The following is a 24,341-nucleotide window of genomic DNA, read 5'->3' as shown; positions in this document are numbered from 1 at the left end:
TCGTCACTCCGCTGCTCAGATCTGCGGGCGCGGGGTCCCGACCGGCGGGGTCGGGGTGTTGTCGGCGCCGACCATCGCGTGGGGGGCCTCACTGCGGCCCATCTCGCCCGTGCGCTGCTGCGGCGTCTCCGCCAGCTGCTGCTGCATGTTCGCCATCCAGCCGCGCCAGCGGTCCTGCGCCGGCTTGATCAGGCCGCCGCCGAAGCCGACGACGATGACGCCGCCGATGGTGGCCAGCACGGCGATCAGCACCGGGCCGGTGATCGCGGTCGCGATGTTGACCTGGCCGAGCGCGGCGATGATGCCGAACGCCATGATCAGCCAGTAGGCGCCGGTGGCCAGGTACCGGCCGGCCGGGCGGCCCGACATCGCCGACGTCACGACGTCACGCACGACCTTCGCGATGGCCGCGGCGACCACGATCAGCACCAGCGCGACCACGATCCGCGGCAGGAACGCGATGATGTCGTTGAGCAGCTGGCTGACCGGGTTGGTCGGTCCGAACACGCCGAACGCCAGCTGCAGCGCGATCAGCAGGATGAAGTAGTAGACCAGTTTCACGAGGATCCCGGCCGCGTCGATCTTCTGCTGGCCGATGCTGGCGGAAAGGCCGGTCTTCTCGATCAGCTTGCCGAACCCCACCTTTCCGAGAACGAGGCTCAGGCCCTTCGAGACGGCCTTCGCGATCAGCCAGCCGATCAGCAGGATGATCAGGAAACCGACGAGTTTCGGGACGAACGTGGCCACGAGGTTCCACGCTTGTCCCAGTCCGTCCTTGAGTTGCTGGCCCATGCCGACTCCCTCTTGATGTTTCGCACCGAATCGCGCCGCGATTCGGGTGGTGCCGCTGTTGTGCACCGGATCGTTGATCAGGTACCCAGCGGCGGCAACTCGTGCGCCCCACGATCGAGTGAGACGACTGGCGCGCAAAGATCGTTGGCAGCCATACTGGTTCTACCGGTGGGGACCGGGGAGACGAGGCCGTCCGGCGCAGCGTAAACCGCAAGCGCCGGGCGGCCTCGAGCATTTGGGGGAATCCCGGTGTCACGGGCCGAGAACAAACCGGCCCCCGGACGCCGAAGCGGTCCGAGGGCCGGATGAACAACCGGGAAACGTCAGGCGGCGCGCAGCGCGTCCCGCAGTTTCACCTTCGCGCCACTGCGCATGACGGCGTTGCGGTAGATCCGCGCGGCGAGCCAGATCAGTACCGGGATCATCAGCACCACCAGCCCCACCGACAACACGGCTTCCCACACCGGCACCCCGCCCATCGCCAGCCGCATCGGCATCAGCGTCGGCGCGAACACCGGGATCACCGAAAGCACTTCGGCGAACGTGTTGCCCGGATCCGACGGCAGCACGGAAATCCCCACCACGTACCCGGCGATCACGAACATCAGCGCCGGCATCACCGCACCGCCGACGTCCTCCTGCCGGGACACCAGCGCACCCAGCGCGGCGAACACGATCGAGTACATGAAGAACCCGAGCAGGTACCAGACGATCAGCCAGACGACCGTGCCGACGGCCGCCGAAACGGACACCGTGAGCACGCCCGTGGCCAAGCCGGCGATCACCCCGCCGGCCCCGATGACGACCATCTGGATCAGCCCGACCACCCCGATGCCGAGCACCTTCCCGGCCATCAGCTGCCACGGCTTGATCGTCGAGAGCAGCAGCTCGACGACGCGGGACGTCTTCTCCTCGACGACACCCTGGGCGACGCTCTGGCCGTTGATCATCAGCGAGAGGTAGATCAGGATGCCGGCGACGATGCCGAGCACCAGCTGCTGGCCGTTGTAGTCGTACGGCTCCTCCAGCGGCGGGTCCTCGACGAACTTCGCGGCCGAGACGGTGGCCTCGAACTGGGCCGGGTTGCCGCCGAGCGTGGTGATCTGCTGGTCGAGCGCGACCTGGCGGGACAGCAGCTGCAGCACGTTCGCGAGCTTGCCGTCGAGGTCCTTCTTCACCTGGACGTGCACGCTCTTGCCGTCGCCGGTGAGCAGCGCGTCGATCGAGCCGTCGGCCAGCTTCGCGCGCCCGGCGGCCTCGTCGGCGACCTGGGTGACGTCGATGCTCTGGTCGACGGCCTTGCCGGTCGCCTGCAGCGGCGCGCTGAACCCGGCGGTGGCCGGGGTGTAGCCGATCGTCGCGTCGGCGCCCCCGCCGCCCGAGATCAGCTTGATCACGACGATGCCGACGACGATCAGCAGCAGCATCACGACGGTGGTGACGCGGTAGGCCTTGGAGCGGACGCGGGTGCCGATCTCGCGCGAGGCGACCAGCCCGACGGCGCCCGCCGCGCTCATCCGGACGTCCGGAACCGGGGTACTCATGCGGGGACCTCCTCGGTCGTCACGACGGAACGGAACAGGTCGGCCAGCGTCGGCTGCTCGCGGGCGAACTCGCGCACCGGCCCGGTGGCCAGCGCGGCCCGGAGCACGGCCTGGTCGTCCGCGCCGTCGGCCAGCTCCAGCTCGGTCGCGGTGCCCTTCCGGCCGAGCACCTTGACGCCGGCGAGGCCGTCGGCCCAGCCGTCACCGGCTCCGGGCACGTCGACGCGCAGCCGCACCGCACCGCCGGAACGCAGCTCTTCGACCGTGCCGACCTCCACCATCTGTCCACTCCGGACGATGCCGACCCGGTCGCAGAGCCGCTCCACCAGGTCGAGCTGGTGGCTGGAGAACACGACCGGCACGCCGTCGCCGGCCTTCTCCTTGAGCACCTGGCTCATCACGTCGACCGCGACCGGGTCGAGGCCGGAGAACGGCTCGTCGAGCACCAGGATCCGCGGCTCGTGCACCAGCGCGGCGGCCAGCTGGACGCGCTGCTGGTTGCCGAGGCTGAGCTTCTGCACCTCGTCGTCGCGGCGCGCGGCCACGCCCAGCCGTTCCGTCCACTTCTCCGCCGACGTCTTGGCGTCGGACGCGGACATCCCGTGCAGCCGGGCCAGGTACGTGAGCTGCTCCCCCACCTTCATCTTCGGGTACAGCCCGCGTTCCTCGGGCATGTAACCGATGTGGCGGCGCGTTTCGTGCGTCACGGGCTCGCCCGCGTAACGCACTTCGCCGGCGTCGGCGGAAAGGACGCCCAGCGCGATGCGCATGGTCGTCGTCTTCCCGGCGCCGTTGCTGCCGACGAAGCCGAACAACTCGCCCGGCCGGACGTCGAACGTCATTTCGCGCAAAGCGACCACGTCGCCGTAGCGTTTGGAGATCGCGTCGATCTCTAGACCGGTCATCCCGGTGCCCCCATTTCCTCCGCTTGGCTGCGATCGTAGGCAGCCGGTAGACGCGCCGCATAGCGACCCGCGTTGCCATCGCGGGCTACGAAAGTTGCGGGCCACGTAGGATCGCGTCGAAATGGCCGAACCCACCACACGGCGTGTGCCGAAGCACCACGGACTGTCCGCGAAGACGCTCCGGCGGCTGGAGCACGCGTCCGGCAGCCTGGCGAGCGCCAGCATCGCCGTCATGGAACAGCGGTTGCCGTGGTTCGCCCGGCTGCCCGCCGACCAGCGCGCGAGCGTCCTGCTGATCACCCAGGCCGGCGCGGCGGGGTTCGTCGGCTGGCTGCGGGACTCCAAAGAGGCCTTGAAGCTCACGACCGAGGCGTTCCGCGACGCGCCGGCGGAGCTGTCGCGGTGGGTCAGCCTGCGCCAGGCCGTCGGCATGGTCCGGCTCGCCATCGAGGTTTTCGAGGAACAGCTGCCGGACTTCGCGGCGAACGAGGCCGAGCGGGCCGCGCTGATCGAGGGAATCCTGCGCTACGGCCGGGAAATCGCCTTCGCCGCGGCCAACTCCTACGCCGCCGCGGCCGAGGCGCGCGGCGCGTGGGACGCCCGGCTGGAGGCCCTGGTCGTCGACGGCATCGTCCGCGGCGACGCCGAAGAGTCCGTTCTCTCGCGCGCGACGGCGCTGGGCTGGGACCCGACCGCCGCGGCGACGGTCCTGGTGGGCAACCCGCCGTCGGAGGACCCGCCGACGGTCGTGTTCGAGGTCCGCAGCCGCGCCGCTCGTGTGGGGCGGCCGGTGCTGCTGTCCGTGCAGGGCTCGCGGCTGGTGGTCGTCATCGGCGGCGCGACCGAGGGCGGGGTGAAGGAACGCGAGATCCTCGGCCGGATGGCGGTGGCCTTCGCCGACGGCCCGGTGGTGGCCGGCCCGACGGTCCCGACGCTCGCGGAGGCGCACCACAGCGCGACGGAGGCGTTGTCCGGCCTGCGGGCGGTGGTCGGCTGGCCGGGCGCGCCCCGCCCGGTGCGCTCGGCGGACCTCCTCCCGGAACGCGCGCTCTCGGGCGACGCCGAAGCCGAGCGGCTGCTGGTCGACACCATCGCCCGCCCGCTGGAGGAGGCCGGCCCGACGCTGCAGCGCACGGTGGAGGCCTACCTCGAGAGCGGCGGCGTGCTGGAGACGTGCGCGAAGACGCTGTTCGTCCACCCGAACACGGTCCGCTACCGCCTCCGCAAGGCGGCGGACCTGACGGGCTGCCAGCCGACCGACCCCCGGGACGCGCTGGTGCTGCGGATCGCGCTGGCGGTGGGCCGGCTGGCCCGCGCCCGCGGCCTCTGGTGACCGGCTCCCCACGCCGTCCGAGACCCTCTCACGAGAGCCCCGTCACGTGATGGACTTAACAGCGAAAGGTGATTGAACCCGACAAGGCTTCCGGGTTACGTGCGAGGTCGCACGGCGCGTCTTTGGAGGTTTCCGACAAAGACGCGCGGCAGACACTGTGAGCGTCAGCATCCCCAGACAGCACCGTCCCCGTGTTGTCTTAGAGGGTGACGTCAGCAGTGCTCGCTCCCGGCCAGGGATCCCAGGCCCCCGGCATGTTCACGCCCTGGCTCGACCTCGACGGCGCGCGCGAGCGCGTCGCCCAGTGGTCCGAGCGCGCGGGGCTCGATCTGCTGCGCCTCGGCACGGAAGCCGGCGCCGAGGAGATCCAGGACACCGCGATCGCGCAGCCGCTGATCGTCGCGCTGTCGCTGCTCACCTTCGAGCACCTCCAGGCCACCGCGCCGGTCCCCGCGGACGCGCCGGTCGCCGGGCACTCGGTGGGTGAGCTGGCCGCCGCCGCGATCGCCGGGGTGCTGAAGCCCGAAGAGGCCGTCGCGCTCGCCGCCGTCCGCGGGGCCGAGATGGCGAAGGCCTGCGCGATCGAACCGACGTCGATGGCCGCGGTGATGCTCGGGGACCCCGAGCAGGTCGTCGCGTGGCTGGGCGAGCAGGGCCTGACCGCGGCGAACCGCAACGGAGCGGGGCAGATCGTCGCCTCCGGCGCGGCCGACGCAATCGCCAAGATCGTCGCCGAGCCCCTGGAAGGCACGAAGATCCGCGCCCTCAAGGTCGCCGGCGCGTTCCACACGCGCTACATGGCGCCCGCCGAAGAGGCGCTGCGCGCCCACGCCGCCGAGCTGACGCCGGCCGATCCCACCCGCCCGCTACTGTCCAACGCGGACGGCGCCGTCGTCACGAGCGGGGCCGAGTACCTGGAGCGGCTCGTCGCGCAGGTCACCCGGTCGGTCCGCTGGGACCTGACGATGGACGGCCTGGTCTCGCTCGGCGTCACCCGCACCGTCGAACTCGCGCCCGCGGGCACGCTGACCGGCCTGGTCAAGCGGCAGCTCAAGGGCGTCGTCACCACTACCACCGCGCTGAAGACGCCGGCCGAACTGGCCGCGCTGCGCCAGGAGGACGCCTCGTGACCGACCGACCGGCCCTGAGCCTCAACCCGGGCTCCCGCGGCAGCCGCGTGCTGGGCGTCGGCAGCTACCAGCCCGAGCGGATCGTCAGCAACGACGACCTCTCGAAGACGATGGACACCAACGACGAGTGGATCCAGACCCGCGTCGGCATCATCGAGCGCCGCTTCGCCGAGAAGGACGAGCTGCTCACCGACATGGCGGTCGCCGCCGGCACCGCCGCGCTGGCCGACGCCGGGGTCGACCCGTCCGAAGTGGACACGGTGATCCTGCCGAACTGCACGATGCCGACGCAGATCCCGAACGCCGCCGCGCAGGTCGCCGCCCGGATCGGCATCCCGAGCCCCGGCGCGTTCGACCTCAACGCCGCGTGCGCCGGGTTCTGCTACGGCCTGGGCGTCGCGTCGGACCTGATCCGCGCGGGCTCCGCCAAGAAGGTCCTCGTGATCGGCGCCGAGAAGCTCACCGACTCGGTGAACCCGACCGACCGCGCCAACGCGATCATCTTCGCCGACGGCGCGGGCGCCGCGGTCGTCGGCGCGTCCGACGAGCCGCTGATCGGCCCGGTCTCCTGGGGCAGCGCCGGCGACCTCGTCGACCTGATCGGGATGACCGAGGACAAGTTCATCTACCAGGAGGGCCAGTCGGTCTTCCGGTGGGCGACCACGCAGATCGCGCCGATCGCGCTGCGCGCGCTCGAGGTCGCCGGGCTGAAGGCGTCCGATGTGGACGTGCTGATCCCGCACCAGGCCAACCTGCGCATCGTCGAGGCGATCGCGAAGAAGCTGCGGGCCAACGGCGCCCGTGACGACATGGTCGTCGCCGACGACATCAAGTACTCCGGCAACACCTCGTCGGCGTCCATCCCCCTCGCGCTGGACCACATGCGCAAGGCCGGGACGGCGAAGTCCGGCGACGTGGTGCTGGCCGTCGGGTTCGGCGCGGGCTTGTCCTACGCCGGGCAGGCGTTCATCTGCCCCTGACCGTTACGCTCCCGGCGGGCACTCGCCCGCCGGACAAGAACCCCAAGTAAGACCGAGAAGGGAACTACCCCATGGCTGACAACGCTGAGATCCTCGCCGGCCTCGCCGAGATCGTCGAAGAGGTGGCCGGTGTGGCTCAGGACGACGTCACCGCCGAGAAGTCGTTCGTGGACGACCTGGACATCGACTCGCTGTCGATGGTCGAGATCGCCGTGCAGGCCGAGGACAAGTTCGGCGTCAAGATTCCGGACGACGAGCTCGCCAACCTGAAGACCGTGGGCGACGCCGTCAACTACGTGTCGGCCAACTCGAAGTAAGTCCTCTTCCCTCCTTGAGGAGACACCCATGAGCAACATCGACGTCGTGATCACCGGTCTCGGCGCCACCACACCGCTCGGCGGGGACGTGACGTCCACCTGGGACGGTCTGCTGGCCGGGCGGAGCGGGGTCCGGACGATCGAAGCCGACTGGGTCGAGGAGCTGCAGCTGCCGGTCAAGATCGGCGGCGTGCTGGCCGTCGATCCCTCGGAAGTCCTGCCGCGGGTCCAGGCCCGCCGGATGGACCGCTGCGAGCAGGTCGCGATGATCGCCGCCCGTCAGGCGTGGGCCGACGCCGGCTTCACCGAACCGACGGACGAGCACACCGACGTCGACCCCGACCGCCTCGGCGTGTCGATCGGTACCGGCGTCGGCGGCCCGGTCACCCTGCTCACCCAGAACGATCTGTTGCACCAGCAGGGTCTCCGCAAGGTGTCGCCGCTGACCGTGCCGATGCTGATGCCGAACGGCCCGGCCGCGCACGTCGGCATCGACCTGAAGGCACGGGCCGGGGTGCACTCCCCGGCCTCGGCCTGTGCCTCCGGTGCCGAGGGCATCGCGAGCGGGGTCGAGATGATCCGCTCCGGGCGTGCCGACGTCGTGGTCGCCGGGGGTGCCGAAGCGTGCATCCACCCGATCACGCTCGCCGGGTTCGCCCAGGCCCGCACGGTGTCCACGCGCAACGACGACCCGGGGGCCGCGTCGCGGCCGTTCGACGCGAACCGGGACGGCTTCGTCCTCGGCGAGGGCTCGGGCGTGGTCATCCTGGAGCGCGCGGACCTGGCGAAGGCCCGCGGGGCGCGCGTCTACGCGACGATCGCCGGGCACGGCATCACCTCGGACGCCTACCACATCACGGGCAACCACCCCGAGGGCATCGGCCAGATCGCCGCGATGCGCGCGGCGATGAAGATGGCCGGCGTCACCCCGGCGGAGGTCGGGCACGTGAACGCGCACGCGACGTCCACTGTGGTCGGTGACATCGGCGAGGCGGCGGCGATCCGCAAGGCGGTCGGCGACCACGCGATCGTCACGGCACCCAAGGGTTCGATGGGTCACCTGGTCGGCGGGGCCGGCGCGGTCGAGGGGATCATCACGATCCTCTCGCTGTACCACGGCATCGTGCCGGCCACGATGAACCTGACCGACCTGGACCCGCGGGTGCAGCTGGACGTCGTGTCGGGCGAGCCGCGCAAGGTCGAGCTGACCGCGGCGATCAGCAACTCGTTCGGGTTCGGCGGGCACAACACCGCTCTGCTGTTCACCCCGGCGGCCTGAGCACGCTGACAAAACGAGAAGGGGCCCGGCTTCGGCCGGGCCCCTTCTCGTTTCAGCACTTCTGGTGTTCGGGGGGCGGGCCGTTGTCGACGGCGGCGATCTTCAGCGCGGACTTCTCGATGACCATCGGCAGCACGAGCCGCCACTGGATGCACGGCTCCGGGAACCAGGCCGGGGCGTCTTCGACCGCTTGGCGGCTCCGGAAGCCGACCAGGACCCGCAGCGACGTGCCGGAGCCGCGCTCGATCCGGTAGACGACGGCGTCGCTGTCCTTTGTGGTCTTGATGCCGTCCTTCCACGTGCCGAGCGGCTGCTGCGCCACCCGCTCCGTGGTGACCACGGTCATCCACCTCGAGTACTGCTGGGTGTTGATGGCCGAGAAGTACGTCTCCAGCACCTTGCGCACCTCGTCGGCCCGCGGGTGCGACTGCGCGTCCGGCGTCATCCCGACGATGTCGGCACCGGTCGGCTGGCTGCCGGTCGCCGACTGGGGCACCGTCACCGGCGCCGAGGTGTCGCCGGCGGGCTGGTCGGGACGGCGGTAGAGCTCGCGCGCGAGCAGGCCGCCGCCCACGGTCACGGACAGCACCACGACCACGACGGGCACCAGCCAGCGCTGGCGGGGGCTGGAGGCGGGGGTCGTCACGCGGAAGAGCGTACCGGCCCCGCCACCGGTCCCGTGCTGCCGGAGTCCGGTGTCAGCCGACCTGGTGCAGCCAGGTCACCGGAGCACCGTCACCGGCGTGACGGTACGGCTCGAGCGCTTCGTCCCAGCTCGCGGCCAGGAGTTCGTCGAGCTTGTGCGCCAGCGACTCGCCGCCGCGGGTCATGCTCACGAGTGCGCGCAGCTGGTCCTCGCCCACCACGATGTCGCCGTTGGCGCTGGTCCGTCCGTGCCACAGGCCGAGCCCGGGCGCGAAGCAGAACCGTTCGCCGTCGACGCCCGCGCTGGGCTCTTCGGTGACTTCGAACCGAATCATCGGCCACGCCTTGAGGGCCGCCGCCAATCTGGCGCCGGTGCCCGCGGGCGCGCGCCAGCCGCATTCGGCGCGAAGCTGACCCGGACTGGCCGGCTGCGCCGTCCACTTCAGGTCGACTCGGGCGTTGAGGGTGCCCGAAATAGCCCACTCGACGTGCGGACACACCGCAGACGGCGACGAGTGGACGTACACCACACCTCGGGTGCTGCCACGGGTGCTCACTGCTACCTCCGCTTGCTCGACGAGGGACGTCTTCCCCTACGCCCTGAAATCGAGCTGCGTGGCCTCAGTGCGGCTCCCGAATACCGCCTCCGATGCGTTGTAGCACATTCTGCACCCCAACCGTGCTGTTTGGCCACATGAACACCACAAGTCACCCGCAGCACCACTTTCGGTGGGACGCGGCCGCGTCGTCCCCGTGTCGCGCCTCGGATACGACCGGGCGCGCTAGCGTGATGCTCCGGAACGACGAGCAGGGGAGATTTCGGTGCGACTGGTGCGCCTCGAGCGGCAGCAGTCCCGGGTGGCGGACGACATCCGGGCGGCACTGGCGTCCCTGGGCCGCGGCAGCACCGTCGTCGGCGGGATCGCGCTGATCGGCGTCGGGACGGTGACGGATCGCCCGGTCGAGGCGGTGGTTCTGCTGCCCCACGGCGTGATCATCGTCATCGGCGTCGACCTGCCGGACCCGGCGCTGCGGCTGGAAGCCCCGCTGGGCGCGGAATGGAAGGCCGACGGCTGGCCCCTGGTGGCCGACGACGACGCGATCAACCCGGCCACGGAGGCCCTGGACCTGTCCCAGGTGTGCGAAAGCCGCATCGCGGAACTGGTCCCCGGCACGGCACCGGTGGGCACGATCGTGGCGGTCGGCCCGTACGTCGAGACGGTCGACCAGCCCGCGAGCGACCTGGCGGGCCCGGTGCGGGTCCTGCACCCCACCCCGACGACGATGCTGGCGGCAGCGGTCTCCCTGGCGACGGCCCACCGCCCCCGGTCGGTCGACCAGGTGCGCGCGCTGATCCGCGGCCTGGCCCCCGACGCGCCCGACTTCTCGGACGAAATCCTGCTGGGTGAGGGATTCAGCCGGTTCAGCGACGACACGCCGCCGGAGTCCCTTTGGGACACTGCGCCGCGGTCGCCCGGAACGGTGGCCACCGCTAGGCCGCCCGCGGGCTGGCGAACCGAGACCCCATCTGCAAGTGGCCGAACGCAACTGGCCGACCCGCCGGCAGCGGTCGCCGAAGCCGATCACGTCCTGGATCACGCGAGTTCCGGCGTGGATCACGCAAGTTCCGGTCTTGAGGCCACGGTTGTCCCGCCGGGGGCCACGGTTGCCGAGCCGGAGCCCGAGAGTTCCGCCCTGGATCACGCGAGTGTCGAGCCCGATCACGCGAGTTCCGGCCCGAATCACGCGAGTTCCGCCCTGGATCACGCGAGTGTCGAGCCTGGTCACACGAGTTCCGCCCCGGGGCACGCGAGTGTCGAGCCTGGTCACACGAGTTCCGCCCTGGGTCACGCGCCAAGCACGAGTCTCGCGGCAGAGACCGACACGGCCACCGACTCCGCCGCAGGCGAAGGCGAAGGCCTTGGTGCGCTTGGCATCCCAAAGCCCGCCGAGCCCAGCGTGCCCGCGGATTCCGCCCCGGTGAAAGCTTCCGCGACGGCTTCGGAATCGGCGATCCGTCCCGACACCACGGAATCCGCGGCCGAGACCGAGACTTCGGCGAGTTCTCCCCCGGCACGGACCCCTGCCGGGGCCCAGAACACAGCCGCGGCGACCAGCACAGCCACTGATCCCGCTCCGACGCAGACCTCCGCGAAGATTCCGGACACCGACGCCGCGAAATCCGTCGCGCTCGGCAATTCCGGCCTGCCGCGAACCTCCGCGATCACTCCGGGCACGGCCGATGCGCCCGGTGCTCCCGCAGATTCCCCCCAGACGCAGACCTCCGCGAAGACTTCTGACGCTCCCGGTGCTCCCAGCGCTTCCCCTCAGACGCAGACCTTCGCGATGGCTTCGGACGCTCCCGGCGTCTCCCCTCAGACACAGTCTTCCGCGATGACGTCGGACGCTCCAGGTGCTTCCCCTCAGACGCAGACCTCCGCGATGGTGTCGGACACCGCCGCCGAGTCTGGCATCCCCGCCTCGGCGCAGACTCCCGCCGCGGCTCTTTACACCGTCGCGGCCGTCGGCGCCACAAAATCTGCCGCTGAGCCCAGCGCCGCCAACGGTTCCGCCTTGGAGCAGTCCGCTACCGCTCAAAACACGACCGTGGCCCCTGGCGCTGCGCAGGCCACGGGAGCGAGCACCGACCTGGCCGCCACGCAAAAGGTGGCCGCGGCTTTTGCCGACGCCACGGACTCCACGGTTTCCATTCCAGCTCCCACCGCGGCGACGAATTCGAACGCCGCAACCCGCGCCAGCGCCACGAAATCCGCTGAACCCGAGACCTCTTCGGATTTTGCGGACTTCGAACGCACCGAGACTCTCGGCAAACCTCCCACGGCGCTGCCCGTCTTCCCCGGGGCCGAACAGATCCCGCCCTACCGTCCGGCCGCGGACACCGAGCGGACCGAATCCCTCGAGCTACCCAGCAGCACCAGCACCGAGACCCTCCCGCGCCCGACGGCTGCCCCGGCGGAGTCCTACCCGCACTCCCAGCCGAACCCCGCCCCGCGGCAGAAACCCCCGGCGCCCACCTCGCGGACCGTCCGGTGGCTGCCGCTGGGGGCGATCGGGTTGCTGGTCGTGCTGGTCGTCGCCGCGGTGGTCGTCGCCACCCGTGGGGACGACACCGCCGCCGCGCCCGTCACCCCGCCGCCCGCTCCCGCCAGCCGGCCGGTCTCGCAGCAGCCGGCCAGTGTCGCTCCTGCGCAGAGCCTGCAGTTCTCGCTGCGCGCCGCAGACGGGGACCAGCGGTGCGCGTCGCACGCTTTCGGGGACGCGCAGGCCAGCCTGCAGCAGACCAGCTGCTCGGGCGTGCGGCGGGCGAGCTACGCCACGACCGTCGACGGGCGGGCCGGCGCGGTGACCGTCGGCATCGTCGCCTTCCCCGATGCCGCGCAGGCCGCCGCCTTCAAGGCCGTCGCCGACACTCCGGGCGGTGGCGGGATCCTCGACCTCGCCGCCGAGACCGGCAAGTGGGGCACGCCGGCGCCGCGGTTCGAGAACGCCGCCTACACCAGCCGGCTCGAAGGCACGTCCGTCCGGGTGGTGCAGGCGGTGTGGGTGCCGGGACCGTCCACTGCGGACGATCCCGGCCTGGTCCGGGCGGCGAAGGCCGCCCTGGACCTGCCCGCGCGGTAGCTCAGAGCCCGTAGGCCTCCAGCAGCCGCAGCCACACCTCGCTGATCGTCGGGAACGCCGGCACCGCGTGCCACAACCGGTCGAGCGGCACCTCGCCGACGATCGCGATCGTCGCCGAGTGCAGCAGCTCCGAGACGTCCTGGCCGACGAACGTCACGCCAAGCAGCACGTTCCGCTCGGTGTCGACGACGATCCGGGCCTTGCCCTGGTACCCGTCGGCGTGCAGCGACGAGCCCGCCACCGCGATGTCGATGTCGACGACGCGGTCGTTCGAGCCCTCACGGGCGTCCGACAGGCCGACGGAGGCGACCTCCGGGTCGGTGAACACCACCTGCGGCACGGCGTGGTGGTCGGCGGTCGCGGTGAACGGGCTCCACGGCGAGGTGTCGACCTTCTCGCCCTTCGCCAGCGCCGCCACGGTGTCGCCCGCCGCGCGGGCGCCGTACTTGCCCTGGTGGGTCAGCGGGGCGCGACCGGTGACGTCGCCGGCGGCGAACAGCCAGTCACCGTCCACTGCGGACACCTTGCCGGTGTCGTCGACGGTCAGCGGGCCGCCGGCTTCGACGCCGAACTTCTCCAGGCCGAGCCCGGCCGTGCCGGGACGCCGTCCGGTCGCCACCAGGAACTCGTCGACGACGAGCACCTCGCCGTCCTTCAGCGTCAGCTCGGTGCCGCTCTCGCCCGCGGCGACGCGCTCGACACCCGACATCGTGTGGACGAACACGCCCACCTCCCGCAGGCCCGCCAGCACGAGGTCGCCGACGAACTCCGCGTTGCGCGGCAGCGGGCGCTCGCCGGTGATCACCAGGTGCACCTCCGCGCCGAGCGTCGCCCAGGCCTGCGCCATCTCGACACCGACCACGCCGCCGCCGAGGACGCCGAGCCGGGCCGGCACGGCCGAGGCCGACGTCGCCTCGCGCGAACCCCACGGCCGGATCGTGTCGATCCCCGGGATCTTCGGGGTGTTCGGGACGCTGCCGGTGCACACGATCACCGCGTGCCGCGCGGTCAGGACGCGGTCGCCGTCCACGGTGACCTCGCGCTCACCGGTGAGGACGCCGTGCCCGCGGACCGGCTCGATGCCCGCGCCGCGGGCCCACTCGACCTGGCCCGCGTCGTCGCCCTTGCCGGTGAACCAGTCCCGGCGGGCGAACACCTGCGCCGGGTCGACCGCGTCGCCGACGGGCACCCCCGGGATCCGTTTGGCCGCGGCGAGGAGATTTCCCGGCCGCAGCAAGGCCTTGCTCGGGATGCAGGCCCAGTAGGAGCACTCGCCCCCGAAGCGTTCGTGCTCGACGAGCGCGACCTTCAGGCCCCCGCGAGCCGCTCGCTCGGCGGCCACTTCGCCCACCGGGCCCGCGCCGATCACCACTACGTCAAAAGTCTGTCCGGACATGGCATCAGCGCACACCACCACGCGGGATCACGCAAGCCAACGGCTATCCTCGTCAGGAAGCCGCAAGCTGTCGGCGGCCCCGGAGTGTCGCCGGATCCCGGGTGCCGCGCATCACACGTTCGAGTAACGGGAGGTTTGTCGTGGCCAGGAACACGGCTGTGCGGGTGCTGGATGACCTGACCGGCGAGGCCGCTGGGGAGACCGTCGGGTTCGCGCTGGACGGCATCGACTACGACATCGACCTCTCCTTCGCCAACGCCGAGGCGCTGCGCGTGCTCTTGCAGCGTTACGCCGACGCCGGCCGCCGCAGTGGTGGCCGCAAGCGCCGGCCGCGGCTCGTCCCGGGCGCGAAGAAGCCGCGTGCGAAGGCCGCCCCGAAGACCGCGAAGCCGGTCGCCGGCCGTCGCACCGCCGTCGCCACCAAGGCCGCCCCGGCGCGCGTCACCAAGGCGACGCCGAAAGCCGCCGCGGCCAAAGCCGCCCCGGTGAAGGCGGCCACCCGCGCGAAGACCACCGCCGCCGAGCCCGCGAAGACCACTCGCGCGCGGAAGACGGCGGAGCCGAAGAAGACGACCCGCGCGTCCGCCCGCAAGGTGCCGACCGTGACGTTCTCGGCGGCCGAGAAGTAAGTCCACAGTAGACAGAAGGTCCGTGAAGGCCTCCTTACCGGCTCTTATGGCCGGGAAGGAGGCCTTCACGGCTTTCAGGCCGCGCGCTGGGCGCCGTCCGCGTGCCAGGACGGGTACCGGTAGCGGGTGTGCAGCAGGGTCCGCTGCACGGTCAGCTCGGCCGCGGACGGCGGGCGCGGCACGAACGTCCCGAGCAGCTGCGACGCCGCCGCGCGCACCGCGGCCTCGACCGCCGGGAAGCCGGGCCGCAGGCCGTGCTCGGCCAGCGACGCGACCGGGCTGCGGTGGGAGTCGAGCGGGCGCGGGTCCGGCGGCGCGCTCGTCAGGTACCGGCCGACGAGGGCGGCGGACGTCTCGACCAGCAGCGTCGAGTGGGCCAGCAGCCCGCCCTTGGTGCGGAACACGGCGAAGCCGCACAGCTTCGCGTCTTCGACGAACAGGCCCCGGTCGCCGATCCGCGGCACCAGCCCGAGCTGGTCGACGGCGGCGCTCATCACCTGGCCGAGCGCTTCGAGGGGCTTCTCGGGCGGGCCGGGCAGGACCAGCGTGACGTTGAGGTTGCCCGGGTCGTGGAACACGGTGCCGCCGCCGCTCGCGCGCCGCAGCACCGGGACTCCGTCACGCTCGCACGCCTCGACGTGCACCTCACGCGCGATCCGCTGGCCGCGCCCGACCACGACGCACACCGGGTTGCGCCAGAGCCACACGACCGGTGACTCCGGCGCGACCCGGAGGAGTGCTTCGTCGAACGCGAGGTTCTCGGCCGGGTCGGTGAACGCCGCACGCACATCCGACCCGCTCGTCATAACGCCTTGAGTTCCTCCACGATCTCGCCCACCGACGTCTTGGCGTCGCCGAAGAGCATGCTGGTCTTCGGATCGTAGAACAGGTCGTTGTCGATCCCGGCGAAGCCCGAGCTCATGCCGCGTTTCAACACGATCACGGACCGGCTCTCGTTGACCTTGAGGATCGGCATCCCGTAGATCGGCGAGGTCGGGTCGGTCTGCGCGGCCGGGTTGGTGACGTCGTTCGCGCCGATCACCAGCGCGACGTCGGTCTGGGCGAACTCGGAGTTGATCTCGTCCATCTCCTTGAGCTGCTCGTACGGCACGTCGGCCTCGGCGAGCAGCACGTTCATGTGCCCGGGCATCCGGCCGGCGACCGGGTGGATCGCGTACTCGACCGTGATGCCCTTCTTCTCCAGCAGCTTCGCCATCTCGCGGACGGTGTGCTGCGCCTGCGCCACGGCCATGCCGTAGCCCGGCACCACGACGACCTTGCTGGCGTACGCCATCTGGATCGCCGTGTCGGCCGCACTCGTCGAGCGCACCGGGCGCTCTTCCTTCGCGCCACCGCCGGACGCCACCGCCGGACCGCCGCCGAAGCCGCCCGCGATGATCGCCGGGATGGACCGGTTCATCGCCTTGGCCATCAGGTTGGTCAGGATCGAGCCGGACGCGCCGACGATCATCCCGGCCACGATCAGCGCGGTGTTGTCCAGCGCCAGGCCCATCGCCGCGGCCGACAGCCCGGTGAACGCGTTGAGCAGCGAGATCACCACCGGCATGTCCGCGCCGCCGATCGGCAGCACCACGGTGAGGCCGAGGATGCCCGCCGCGACGAGCAGCCCGACGATCAGCAGCCAGGAGTCGCCGCCGGCGACGATGACCACCGCGCAGCCCAGCGCGATCAGCAGGAGCAGCGCGTTGATCGGCTGCTGCAGCTTGCCCATGCTGATCGGGCGGCCGCTGATCAGCTCCTGCAGCTTGCCGAACGCGATGTTCGAGCCCCAGAAGGAGATCGACCCGATGATCGCGGCGAACAGCGACGCGATCGCGATGTACGTGGGCTCGTGCGCGTAGCCGTCCGTGGAGTTGAACTCGACCCACGCGATGAGCGCGACCGCGCCGCCGCCGACGCCGTTGAACAGCGCCACCATCTGCGGCATCGCGGTCATCTTGACCTTGCGCGCGGACGGCACGCCGACCAGCGCGCCGATCGCGACGCCGAGGACGATCAGCAGCCAGTTGCCCATGCCCGGGGTGAGCAGGGTGGCGAGCACCGCGACGCCCATGCCGACCGCGGCGATCCAGTTGCCGCGGACCGCGGTGCGCGGGCCGGTGAGGCCCATCAGGCCGTAGATGAAGAGCGCGAACGCGACGATGTAGAGGATCGCGACGAAGTCGGTCACTTCTCGTCCTCCTCGTCGGCGGGTGCGGGCTTCTTGGCCTTGAACATCGAGAGCATCCGGTCGGTGACCAGGAAGCCGCCGACGACGTTGATCGTGCCGAAGGCGATCGCGATCACCAGCAGGATCTTGTTGAACACGCCGTCGACGCCGAGGCCGAGCACGACCAGCCCGCCCAGCAGCACGATCCCGTGGATCGCGTTGGTGCCTGACATCAGCGGCGTGTGCAGGGTGTTGGGCACCTTCGAGATGACGGCGAAGCCGACGAACCCGGCGAGCACGAGCACCGCCAGGTTCTGCACGAGTGGGCTCACGCGACGCTCCCTTCGCGCCCGGCCACGCAGGCACCGGCGACGATCTCGTCCTCGAAGTCCAGCTTCAGCTCGCCTTCCTTCGTCACGAGCAGCTCCAGCAGCTCGGTGACGTTGCGGGCGTAGAGCTCACTGGCGTGCGAAGGCATCTCGGCGGGCAGGTTCAGCGGGGACGAGATGGTGACGTCGTGCTCCACGACGTCCTCCCCCGGCTTGGTCAGCTCGCAGTTGCCGCCGGACTCGCCGGCCAGGTCGACGACGACCGAACCGGCCGGCATGCCCTTGACGGCGTCCGCGGTGACCAGGGTGGGCGCCTTGCGCCCGGGCACCAGCGCCGTGGTGATCACGACGTCGAACCGGGTGATCGCCTCGGTGAGCCGGCGTTGCTGCTCCTCGCGCTCCTCCGCCGTCAGCTCGCGGGCGTACCCGCCTTCGCCGACCGCTTCGATGCCGAGGTCGAGGAACTGCGCGCCGAGCGACTTGACCTGCTCGCCGACCTCGGGCCGGACGTCGTAGCCGGTGGTCTGCGCGCCGAGCCGCTTCGCCGTGGCCAGTGCCTGCAGCCCGGCGACGCCGGCGCCGAGCACCAGCACCTTCGCCGGCGGCACGGTGCCGGCCGCGGTGGTGAGCATCGGGAAGAACCGCGGGAGTTTCTGGGCCGCGAGCAGCACCGCGCGGTAGCCGCCGATGCTGGCCTGGGACGACAGCGCGTCCATCGCCTGGGCGCGGGAGATCCGCGGGACCGCCTCCATCGCGAACGCGCGGAGACCGGCCTCCTCGAGTTTCGCGAGCCCCTCCGGGTTGCCGCGCGGGTCGAGGAAGCCGATGAGCACGGTGCCCCGGCCCAGCTTCGCGACCTCCCCCGGCGCGGGTGGGTTCACCTTGACGACGACGGGTGCGCTCCAGGCGTCGCCGAGTTCGGCGCCGGCCTGGATGAACGCGTCGTCGCTGAGGTGCGCCCCGGCCCCGGCACCCGGCTCGACGAGGACGCGCAGCCCGCGTTGCGCGAGCCTCCCGACGAGTTTCGGCACCATGGCCACCCGGCGCTCCCCGGGGCGTGACTCGGTGACCACACCCACGGTGAGCTGCTGATGCTGTTCGCTGTCCGCCACACGACCTCCTCATCGGCGAGGAACGATCCGTGGGTTGTACCACGCCGGACCGACAGTCCCCACTGACCTGAGTCGGAAGTCTCGCAGTTGTCCGGTAATCCGGGCGTTGTGCGGAAATATGTTCAGCGAGTCTTCCAGTGTGGAACACCCAGAAGGATCAAGCGCAGGCGTTTTTCCGCCATTCCGGTGATTTTCGGATCTTCACCGGGCCGTGCTTCCAGCAGTTCGACAATCGTCGCCAGCATCACGGAAACGATCAAGTCGGCCAGCATGTGCAGGTCGTCGGTCGTCCAGGACCGCAGCGTCGCGAACCGGGCGAGGTCGATCGCGAGGTCGCCGGAGAACATCCGCAGCTCGACGCCGATGGCCCGGGCGAGCGGGCCGCCGCCGTACCGCTCGCGCGTCAGGAACCGGAAATGGTCCTCGTGCGCGCGCACGAATTGGTGCAGCGTGGCCACCGAGGCGCTGATCATCCCGTGGTAGGTGTCCGGGTCGGTGCGCGCGGACCGGATCATGCCGCGCAGCGTGCGCGTCGCCTCTTCGACGAGTGCGACGCCGAGTTCCTCCATCGACGCGAAGTGGCGGTAGAACGCCGTCGGCACCAGGCCCGCGCCTTTCGCGACCTCGCGCAGCGAAAGGCTGGCGAACGGGCGGTCGGCGAGCAGTTCGAGGGCCGCGTCCAGCAACGCCTGGCGCGTGCGCTGCTTGCGCTCTTGACGGCTCACCGGCTCTTCGGACACGGGGTCCAGCGTACGGATGTCCACCGCGTTGCTCACGTCACATCCTCCGCCTCTCGCGTTGACAGGTTGTCCACTCATGCCGTGCACTGTTGAGTGTACAGTCGTTCACTGTAATCGAGGAGGTCCGATGACGGCGCTCTTGCCCAAGCGGGTCCGCCGGCTCGCCTCGCTCGCCGAGGCGCTGCTCACGCCCCACGGAATGGACCGGTATCTCGAGCTCGTCGACCCGATGCTGGTCCGCCGGGAGGTCCGCGGGCTGGTCACGGCCGTGCGGAAGCAGACACCCGACAGCGTCACCCTCACCGTGCAGCCGAGCCGCGCGTGGCCCGGCTTCACCGCCGGCCAGTACGTCCGCCTGCAGGTGGCGATCGACGGCGTCCGCCGGACGCGCTGCTATTCGCCCTGCGGGTCGCAGTACACCGGCGAACTCGAGTTCACGGTCAAGGAGCAGGGCCTGGTCTCCGGGCACCTGAACCGCGAGATCGGCGTCGGCTCCGTGGTCGGACTGTCCACACCGGACGGAACGTTCACCCTGCCCGCCACCCGGCCGGAGCGGCTGCTGCTGATCGGCGGCGGCAGCGGGATCACCCCGGTGCTCGCCATGGCGCGCACCCTCGTCGACGAGGGCCACCCCGGCGAGATCGTGTTCCTGCTCTACTCGAACGGCCCGTCCGACGTCCTCTACCGCACGGAGCTGGCCGAGCTCGCCGCCCGGCACCCCGGGCTGCGGGTCGTGCACGCCTACACCCACGCGAAGTCCGGCGGCGACCTGCGCGGGTTCTTCTCGCCGGCACACCTCGATGAAGCCGCGCCGTGGTACCGCGACGCGGAAACGTTCGTCTGCGGCCCGAAGCCGCTGATGGACGCCGTCCGCGAGCAGCTCGGTGAACGCGTGCACACCGAAGAGTTCACGCCGCCCGCGTTGACCTTCGACACGGGGAACGCCGAGGGCCAGGTGCGCTTCAAGCGCAGCGGCCGCGAGTGCGCCAACTCCGGGAAGCCGTTGCTGGAGCAGGCCGAGGAAGCCGGGCTCTCGCCGGAGCACGGCTGCCGGATGGGCATCTGCTTCTCCTGCACCCAGCTCAAGACCGCCGGCCGCGTCCGCAACGCCAAGACGGGCGAGGTTTCCGGCGAAGAAGACGAAGAGATCCAGCTCTGCATCTCCGTCCCCGTCGGGGACGTCGAGATCGACGCTTAAGGAGTACCGCCATGACCGGTCTGCAGGACCGACTCACCCCGGCCCAGGTCGAGGAGTTCGGCCGCGAGCTCGACGCGCTGCGCCAGCGGGTCGTCGAGGACCTCGGCCAGGAGGACGTCGACTACATCCACAACGTCATCAAGACCCAGCGCGGCCTCGAGGTCGCCGGCCGGGCGCTGCTGTTCGCCGGGTTCTTCCCGCCCGCGTGGCTCGCCGGTGTCGGCGCGCTGTCGCTGGCGAAGGTCCTCGACAACATGGAGATCGGCCACAACGTCATGCACGGCCAGTACGACTGGACGCGCGACCCGGCGCTGAGCTCACAGCGCTTCGAGTGGGACAACGTGGCGCCCGCCGAGAACTGGCGGCACTCGCACAACTACATCCACCACACGTACACGAACATCCTCGACAAGGACCGCGACATCGGTTACGGCGTCCTGCGGATGGATCCCGCCCAGAAGTGGCACCCGTACTACCTGGGCAACCCGGCGTACGCGGTGGCGCTGGCGGTGTTCTTCCAGTGGGGCGTGATGCTGCACGACCTGGAGTTCGACCGGATCGTCAAGGGCGAGCGCACGTGGTCCGACACCACCGGGGTCGTCCGGAAGATGGTCAAGAAGGCGTCCCGGCAGGTCGGCAAGGACTACGTGCTGTTCCCGCTGCTGACCGGCCCGCTCGCGCCGCTGACCTTCGCCGGCAACGCGACCGCGAACCTGGTCCGCAACCTCTGGTCGTTCTCGATCATCTTCTGCGGGCACTTCCCCGCCGACGTCGAGAGCTTCACCGAGGAGGAGACCGAGAACGAGTCGCGCGGCCAGTGGTACCTGCGCCAGATCCTCGGCTCGGCCAACATCACCGGCGGCCCGCTGTTCCACATCATGAGCGGGAACCTGTCGCACCAGATCGAGCACCACCTGTTCCCGGACATCCCGGCCCGCCGGTACCCGGAGATCGCCGGCGAGGTGCGCGCGCTCTGCGAGAAGTACGGCCTGCCGTACCACACGGGCCCGCTGCACAAGCAGCTCTGGTCGGTGGCGAAGAAGCTCACGAAGCTCGCGTTGCCGTGGAACGGCGCCCCGCGCGCACGCGCTACGGTAGAGCGCGACCAGGAACTCCGCGCGGCATAGAAGGACGATGCTCATGGTCGGGCAGTTCGAGAGCGGCAAGGACACGGTCCAGGTGATCACCGAGTCGGCCGCCACCCACATCGGCAACATCGCGACCATCATCACCGGCGCGGTGCGCGACATCGCCCGCGAAACCGGTGACTGGCTCACCGACGTCATCGAGATGCGCGAAGCGGCGCAGAAGGCACGCGAAGACCGCGAAGAGCCGGAACTCGACGTCTGAGAGTTTCCGCGAAAGCCGCTTTGAGGGCTGAAGGGTCCTCGAAGCGGCTTTCGCGCGCTTCCGGCAAAGCCGTGAGGGGCACCTTCAGGGACGCCAGGTCCCTGAAGGTGCCCCTCACGGCTTTGCGGCGACCGGAACCGTCGGTGCCGCCGGGTAGCGTGGAATTCGGGGGCGCCCCCGCCGGGCATGGGGGAAATCCGGATGGGCAGCGCGGTGCGGACCGGTGAGACTGGAGCCGTGACCAGCCTTGAACTGCCTCGTCCCCACCTGCTGCGGCGGGTGTTCGGGCCGCTGGCCGCGCGGGACTTCTGGGCCGAGTACGCGTGGCTGTGGCTCTCCGGTCCGCTGACGCTGTTCTCCCTGGTCAGCGTGCTCGCCGTGCTCGTGCTCGGCCTGTGGCTGACGCCCGTGCTCATCGGGTTCCTCGTGCTCGCCGGCGCCCTGCTCTACGCCCGCGGCCTCGGCGCCGCCCACCGCGGGCTGGCGCGGGTGCTGCTCGGCGTGAGCGTGCCCGCCCCGCGCCGTCCCGAGCTGAAACCCGGGCTCTGGAGCTGGGTGAAGGCGCGCGTCGGCGACCCGGCGGGCTGGCGGACGGCCGGTTACCTGCTGCTGCGGCTCCCGCTGAGCTTCGCCGGGCTGCTCACGGTGTTCTCCGCGACGCTCTTCGGCCTGACCGCGACCAGTTACGCCTTCCTCTGGTTCCCGCTCGGCGAGCAGCACCTGCCGGCCTTCGGCATCCGCGCCGAGGGCTGGGCCGGCGCGCTCGCCTGGTCGGCGTCCGGGCTGCTGGTGCTGGTGGCGCTGCCGTGGGTGGTGCACGCCTTCGTCGCGCTCGACCGGCTGCTCGTGGTCGGGCTGCTCGGTGAGCGCGTGCTGTCCGAACGCGTCCGCGACCTGGAGGCGAGCCGGGCGACGGCGGTCGAGGACTCGGCGTTGCGGCTGCGGCGGATCGAGCGCGACCTGCACGACGGCGCCCAGGCCCAGCTGGTGGCGCTGGCGATGAAACTGGGGCTGGCCAAGGATGAGCTGAAGGCCGACGACCTCGACGTCGCCCAGGTCCGGCAGCTGGTCACCGCGGCGCACGCCAACGCGAAGCAGGCCCTGACCGAGCTGCGGGACCTCGCCCGCGGCATCCACCCGGCGGCCCTGGACGCCGGCCTCGACGTGGCGCTGGCGACGCTCGTCGCGACGTCCGGGATGGACGCGCGGGTCACTGTCACGCTGCCCCGGCGGCCACCGCCGTCGCTGGAGACGATCGTCTACTTCAGCGCCGCCGAGCTGCTGACGAACGCCGCGAAGCACGGCGGCGCGACGCTGGTCGAGATCCGCGAGGAGCGGGACGCGCTGTGGCTGCTGGTGCGCGACGCCGGCGCGGGCGGGGCCCGGGTCGTGCCCGGCGGCGGGCTGGCCGGGGTCGCCGAACGGCTGCGGACGGTCGACGGCGAGCTGGCCGTGACCAGCCCGCCGGGCGGTCCGACCGAAGTGACCGCGCGGGTCCCGCTGCCCCGCTAGGGTCGGCGGCATGCGGATCGTCATCGCGGAGGACTCCACCATCCTGCGCCAGGGCCTCGTGGAGCTGCTGACCTTCCGCGGCCACGAGGTCGTCGCCGCGGTGAAGGACGCCGAGACCCTGCGCGCCGCGGTGACCGGGCACGCGCCCGACGTGTCCATTGTGGACATCCGGATGCCGCCGTCGCACACCGACGAGGGCCTGCGGGCGGCGATCGCGTTGCGCGGCGAACTGCCCGGCTGCGCGATCCTGCTGTTCTCCCAGTACGTCGAGACGAAGTACGCGTCGCAGCTGCTGGCCGACCGCGCGGGCGGCGTCGGTTACCTGCTGAAGGACCGCGTCGCCGAGGTGTCGGACTTCCTGGACGCGCTGCGCCGGGTCGCGGACGGCGAGACCGTCTTGGACCCCGAAGTCGTCCGCCAGCTGTTCGCGGCGACGCGCCAGACGGACGCGCTGAGCGGGCTCACCCCGCGCGAACGCGAGGTGCTGGGCCTGATGGCGGAAGGCCGGTCGAACTCCGCGATCGCGGCGGAGCTGTTCCTCTCGGCCGGTTCGGTGGAGAAGTACGTGACGTCGATCTTCGGCAAGCTGGGGCTGTCACCGTCCGAAGGGGACAATCGCCGGGTGCTGGCCGTGTTGCGCTACTTGGACTCCTGAGCGAGCATCCCGTCGACGAACGCGCGTAGGCCGCGCGCGAAGGTGTCGCGTTCGGCCAGTTCCGGCCAGCGCTCCCCGATCGCCGAGAGGCTGGGGAACCGGGTCGCGTCCAGCTTCTCGAAAACCGTGTCGCGGTAACGTGGCCGGCCCGCTGCGGCGCGGCGCGCGGCGCGCACGCGGACCAGGATCTCCCCCGCCGTGTAGTACCAGATGTTCCGGTACAGCTCCACGGCCTCCTCCGGGGTGCGGCCACAGCCGATCGCCCCGCCGACGATGGCGTCGACCATCCACAGGGCCGACTCGCCGAGCAGGTCGTCGGCCGTCAGGACCTCCACCGCCTCCGGCCAGGCGGCCAGCGCGGTGTGCATCACGGTCGCCGCGACGACGATCCGCTCGCGCGGGTCCGCCGGCATCTCGGGTCGCTTGAGCCGGGAGGCGTAGTAGTCGAGCAGCTGGATCAGCAGGTCGTCCTTGTCGCGGACGTGGTGGTAGAGCGTCGTCGTGCCGACGCCCAGCTCGGTGGCCAGCCGCCGGACCGTCAGCTTGTGCCAGCCCTCGCCATCGAGGATCACCCGCGCCGCTTCGAGGATCTGCGAGCGCGAGGTCGTCGGCGGGCGGCCGATGGGTCGTGGCATGCCGTCCATCATGCCGGTCGACACCTGTCCGGCGCGCGTGCTACTTTC

Annotated in this window: 24 protein-coding genes; 12 read left to right on the top strand and 12 right to left on the bottom strand. The window is 71.0% G+C overall.

What is annotated here, in order from left to right; genetic code table 11:
- Positions 1 to 15: 15 nt before the first annotated feature.
- The 3 genes from MUY22_RS23575 to MUY22_RS23565 form a co-directional block, all read right to left on the bottom strand.
- Positions 16 to 792 carry a hypothetical protein gene (locus MUY22_RS23575; RefSeq protein WP_247062573.1) on the bottom strand — a complete coding sequence of 259 codons (777 nt, stop codon included), beginning with the start codon at positions 790 to 792 and terminating at the stop codon, positions 16 to 18.
- Between the two features lie 323 nt (positions 793 to 1,115).
- A complete protein-coding gene (locus MUY22_RS23570) occupies positions 1,116 to 2,336 on the bottom strand; it encodes an ABC transporter permease (RefSeq protein ID WP_247062572.1) in 1,221 nt (406 codons plus the stop codon).
- Positions 2,333 to 3,241: an ABC transporter ATP-binding protein gene (locus MUY22_RS23565; RefSeq protein ID WP_247062571.1), complete on the bottom strand. Its 909-nt coding sequence runs from the start codon at positions 3,239 to 3,241 to the stop codon at positions 2,333 to 2,335. The genes MUY22_RS23570 and MUY22_RS23565 overlap by 4 nt, the downstream gene beginning before the upstream one ends.
- A gap of 121 nt (positions 3,242 to 3,362) precedes the next feature.
- Between MUY22_RS23565 and MUY22_RS23560 the strand changes: the two genes are divergently transcribed.
- From MUY22_RS23560 to MUY22_RS23540, 5 genes are all read left to right on the top strand, one after another.
- The gene (locus MUY22_RS23560) at positions 3,363 to 4,574 is read left to right on the top strand and encodes a CdaR family transcriptional regulator (RefSeq protein WP_247062570.1); all 1,212 of its coding nucleotides are present in this window, start codon (positions 3,363 to 3,365) and stop codon (positions 4,572 to 4,574) included.
- A gap of 206 nt (positions 4,575 to 4,780) precedes the next feature.
- Positions 4,781 to 5,704, top strand: a complete 924-nt coding sequence (locus MUY22_RS23555) for an ACP S-malonyltransferase (RefSeq protein WP_256475973.1) — start codon at positions 4,781 to 4,783, stop codon at positions 5,702 to 5,704.
- Positions 5,701 to 6,684, top strand: a complete 984-nt coding sequence (locus tag MUY22_RS23550) for a beta-ketoacyl-ACP synthase III (RefSeq protein ID WP_247062569.1) — start codon at positions 5,701 to 5,703, stop codon at positions 6,682 to 6,684. The genes MUY22_RS23555 and MUY22_RS23550 overlap by 4 nt, the downstream gene beginning before the upstream one ends.
- Before the next feature lie 71 nt (positions 6,685 to 6,755).
- Positions 6,756 to 7,001 (top strand): acyl carrier protein, encoded by a 246-nt coding sequence (locus MUY22_RS23545; RefSeq protein ID WP_004559006.1) that lies wholly within the window; start codon positions 6,756 to 6,758, stop codon positions 6,999 to 7,001.
- A 28-nt stretch (positions 7,002 to 7,029) separates the two neighbouring features.
- A complete protein-coding gene (locus MUY22_RS23540; RefSeq protein ID WP_247062568.1) occupies positions 7,030 to 8,280 on the top strand; it encodes a beta-ketoacyl synthase in 1,251 nt (416 codons plus the stop codon).
- A gap of 52 nt (positions 8,281 to 8,332) precedes the next feature.
- Here the strand turns inward: MUY22_RS23540 and MUY22_RS23535 are convergent, their stop codons facing one another.
- Positions 8,333 to 8,926, bottom strand: coding sequence for a hypothetical protein (locus tag MUY22_RS23535; RefSeq protein ID WP_247062567.1), 594 nt, complete (start codon positions 8,924 to 8,926; stop codon positions 8,333 to 8,335).
- 52 nt (positions 8,927 to 8,978) lie between these two features.
- Positions 8,979 to 9,482 (bottom strand): DUF3145 domain-containing protein, encoded by a 504-nt coding sequence (locus MUY22_RS23530; protein WP_247062565.1) that lies wholly within the window; start codon positions 9,480 to 9,482, stop codon positions 8,979 to 8,981.
- A 265-nt stretch (positions 9,483 to 9,747) separates the two neighbouring features.
- Between MUY22_RS23530 and MUY22_RS23525 the strand changes: the two genes are divergently transcribed.
- Positions 9,748 to 12,567 carry a hypothetical protein gene (locus tag MUY22_RS23525; RefSeq protein WP_247062563.1) on the top strand — a complete coding sequence of 940 codons (2,820 nt, stop codon included), beginning with the start codon at positions 9,748 to 9,750 and terminating at the stop codon, positions 12,565 to 12,567.
- A gap of 1 nt (position 12,568) precedes the next feature.
- Here the strand turns inward: MUY22_RS23525 and MUY22_RS23520 are convergent, their stop codons facing one another.
- On the bottom strand, positions 12,569 to 13,963 hold the full coding sequence (locus MUY22_RS23520; protein ID WP_247062561.1) for an NAD(P)/FAD-dependent oxidoreductase: 1,395 nt from the start codon (positions 13,961 to 13,963) through the stop codon (positions 12,569 to 12,571).
- Positions 13,964 to 14,064: 101 nt separating this feature from the next.
- Between MUY22_RS23520 and MUY22_RS23515 the strand changes: the two genes are divergently transcribed.
- Positions 14,065 to 14,592: a histone-like nucleoid-structuring protein Lsr2 gene (locus tag MUY22_RS23515; RefSeq protein WP_371827637.1), complete on the top strand. Its 528-nt coding sequence runs from the start codon at positions 14,065 to 14,067 to the stop codon at positions 14,590 to 14,592.
- Between the two features lie 74 nt (positions 14,593 to 14,666).
- Here MUY22_RS23515 and MUY22_RS23510 read toward each other — a convergent pair whose 3' ends face one another.
- From MUY22_RS23510 to MUY22_RS23490, 5 genes are all read right to left on the bottom strand, one after another.
- The gene (locus tag MUY22_RS23510; protein WP_247062557.1) at positions 14,667 to 15,398 is read right to left on the bottom strand and encodes a lipoate--protein ligase family protein; all 732 of its coding nucleotides are present in this window, start codon (positions 15,396 to 15,398) and stop codon (positions 14,667 to 14,669) included.
- Positions 15,395 to 16,783 (bottom strand): NAD(P)(+) transhydrogenase (Re/Si-specific) subunit beta, encoded by a 1,389-nt coding sequence (locus tag MUY22_RS23505; RefSeq protein WP_247062555.1) that lies wholly within the window; start codon positions 16,781 to 16,783, stop codon positions 15,395 to 15,397. The genes MUY22_RS23510 and MUY22_RS23505 overlap by 4 nt, the downstream gene beginning before the upstream one ends.
- Positions 16,780 to 17,094, bottom strand: coding sequence for an NAD(P) transhydrogenase subunit alpha (locus MUY22_RS23500; RefSeq protein ID WP_247062553.1), 315 nt, complete (start codon positions 17,092 to 17,094; stop codon positions 16,780 to 16,782). The genes MUY22_RS23505 and MUY22_RS23500 overlap by 4 nt, the downstream gene beginning before the upstream one ends.
- A complete protein-coding gene (locus MUY22_RS23495) occupies positions 17,091 to 18,203 on the bottom strand; it encodes a Re/Si-specific NAD(P)(+) transhydrogenase subunit alpha (RefSeq protein WP_247062551.1) in 1,113 nt (370 codons plus the stop codon). The genes MUY22_RS23500 and MUY22_RS23495 overlap by 4 nt, the downstream gene beginning before the upstream one ends.
- 122 nt (positions 18,204 to 18,325) lie before the next feature.
- A complete protein-coding gene (locus MUY22_RS23490; protein WP_247064072.1) occupies positions 18,326 to 18,979 on the bottom strand; it encodes a TetR family transcriptional regulator in 654 nt (217 codons plus the stop codon).
- A gap of 91 nt (positions 18,980 to 19,070) precedes the next feature.
- On the opposite strand from MUY22_RS23490, the gene MUY22_RS23485 reads away from it, so the two are divergent.
- The 5 genes from MUY22_RS23485 (at position 19,071) to MUY22_RS23465 (ending at position 23,658) form a co-directional block, all read left to right on the top strand.
- Positions 19,071 to 20,141 (top strand): ferredoxin reductase, encoded by a 1,071-nt coding sequence (locus MUY22_RS23485; protein ID WP_247062541.1) that lies wholly within the window; start codon positions 19,071 to 19,073, stop codon positions 20,139 to 20,141.
- Positions 20,142 to 20,152: 11 nt separating this feature from the next.
- On the top strand, positions 20,153 to 21,268 hold the full coding sequence (locus tag MUY22_RS23480; RefSeq protein ID WP_247062532.1) for an acyl-CoA desaturase: 1,116 nt from the start codon (positions 20,153 to 20,155) through the stop codon (positions 21,266 to 21,268).
- Between the two features lie 13 nt (positions 21,269 to 21,281).
- Positions 21,282 to 21,491 carry a hypothetical protein gene (locus MUY22_RS23475; RefSeq protein ID WP_247062530.1) on the top strand — a complete coding sequence of 70 codons (210 nt, stop codon included), beginning with the start codon at positions 21,282 to 21,284 and terminating at the stop codon, positions 21,489 to 21,491.
- A 201-nt stretch (positions 21,492 to 21,692) separates the two neighbouring features.
- Positions 21,693 to 23,003 carry a sensor domain-containing protein gene (locus MUY22_RS23470; protein ID WP_247062528.1) on the top strand — a complete coding sequence of 437 codons (1,311 nt, stop codon included), beginning with the start codon at positions 21,693 to 21,695 and terminating at the stop codon, positions 23,001 to 23,003.
- A gap of 10 nt (positions 23,004 to 23,013) precedes the next feature.
- On the top strand, positions 23,014 to 23,658 hold the full coding sequence (locus tag MUY22_RS23465; RefSeq protein ID WP_247062526.1) for a response regulator transcription factor: 645 nt from the start codon (positions 23,014 to 23,016) through the stop codon (positions 23,656 to 23,658).
- On the opposite strand, the gene MUY22_RS23460 is transcribed toward MUY22_RS23465, so the two are convergent.
- Positions 23,643 to 24,293, bottom strand: coding sequence for a TetR/AcrR family transcriptional regulator (locus tag MUY22_RS23460; RefSeq protein ID WP_247062524.1), 651 nt, complete (start codon positions 24,291 to 24,293; stop codon positions 23,643 to 23,645). The genes MUY22_RS23465 and MUY22_RS23460 overlap by 16 nt on opposite strands.
- Positions 24,294 to 24,341 lie beyond the last annotated feature (48 nt).

The sequence above is a fragment of the Amycolatopsis sp. WQ 127309 genome, from assembly GCF_023023025.1.
Classification (GTDB): Bacteria; Actinomycetota; Actinomycetes; order Mycobacteriales; family Pseudonocardiaceae; genus Amycolatopsis.
Note: the sequence above shows the minus strand (reverse complement) of the source record. Positions and strands in the feature narration are given on the sequence as shown.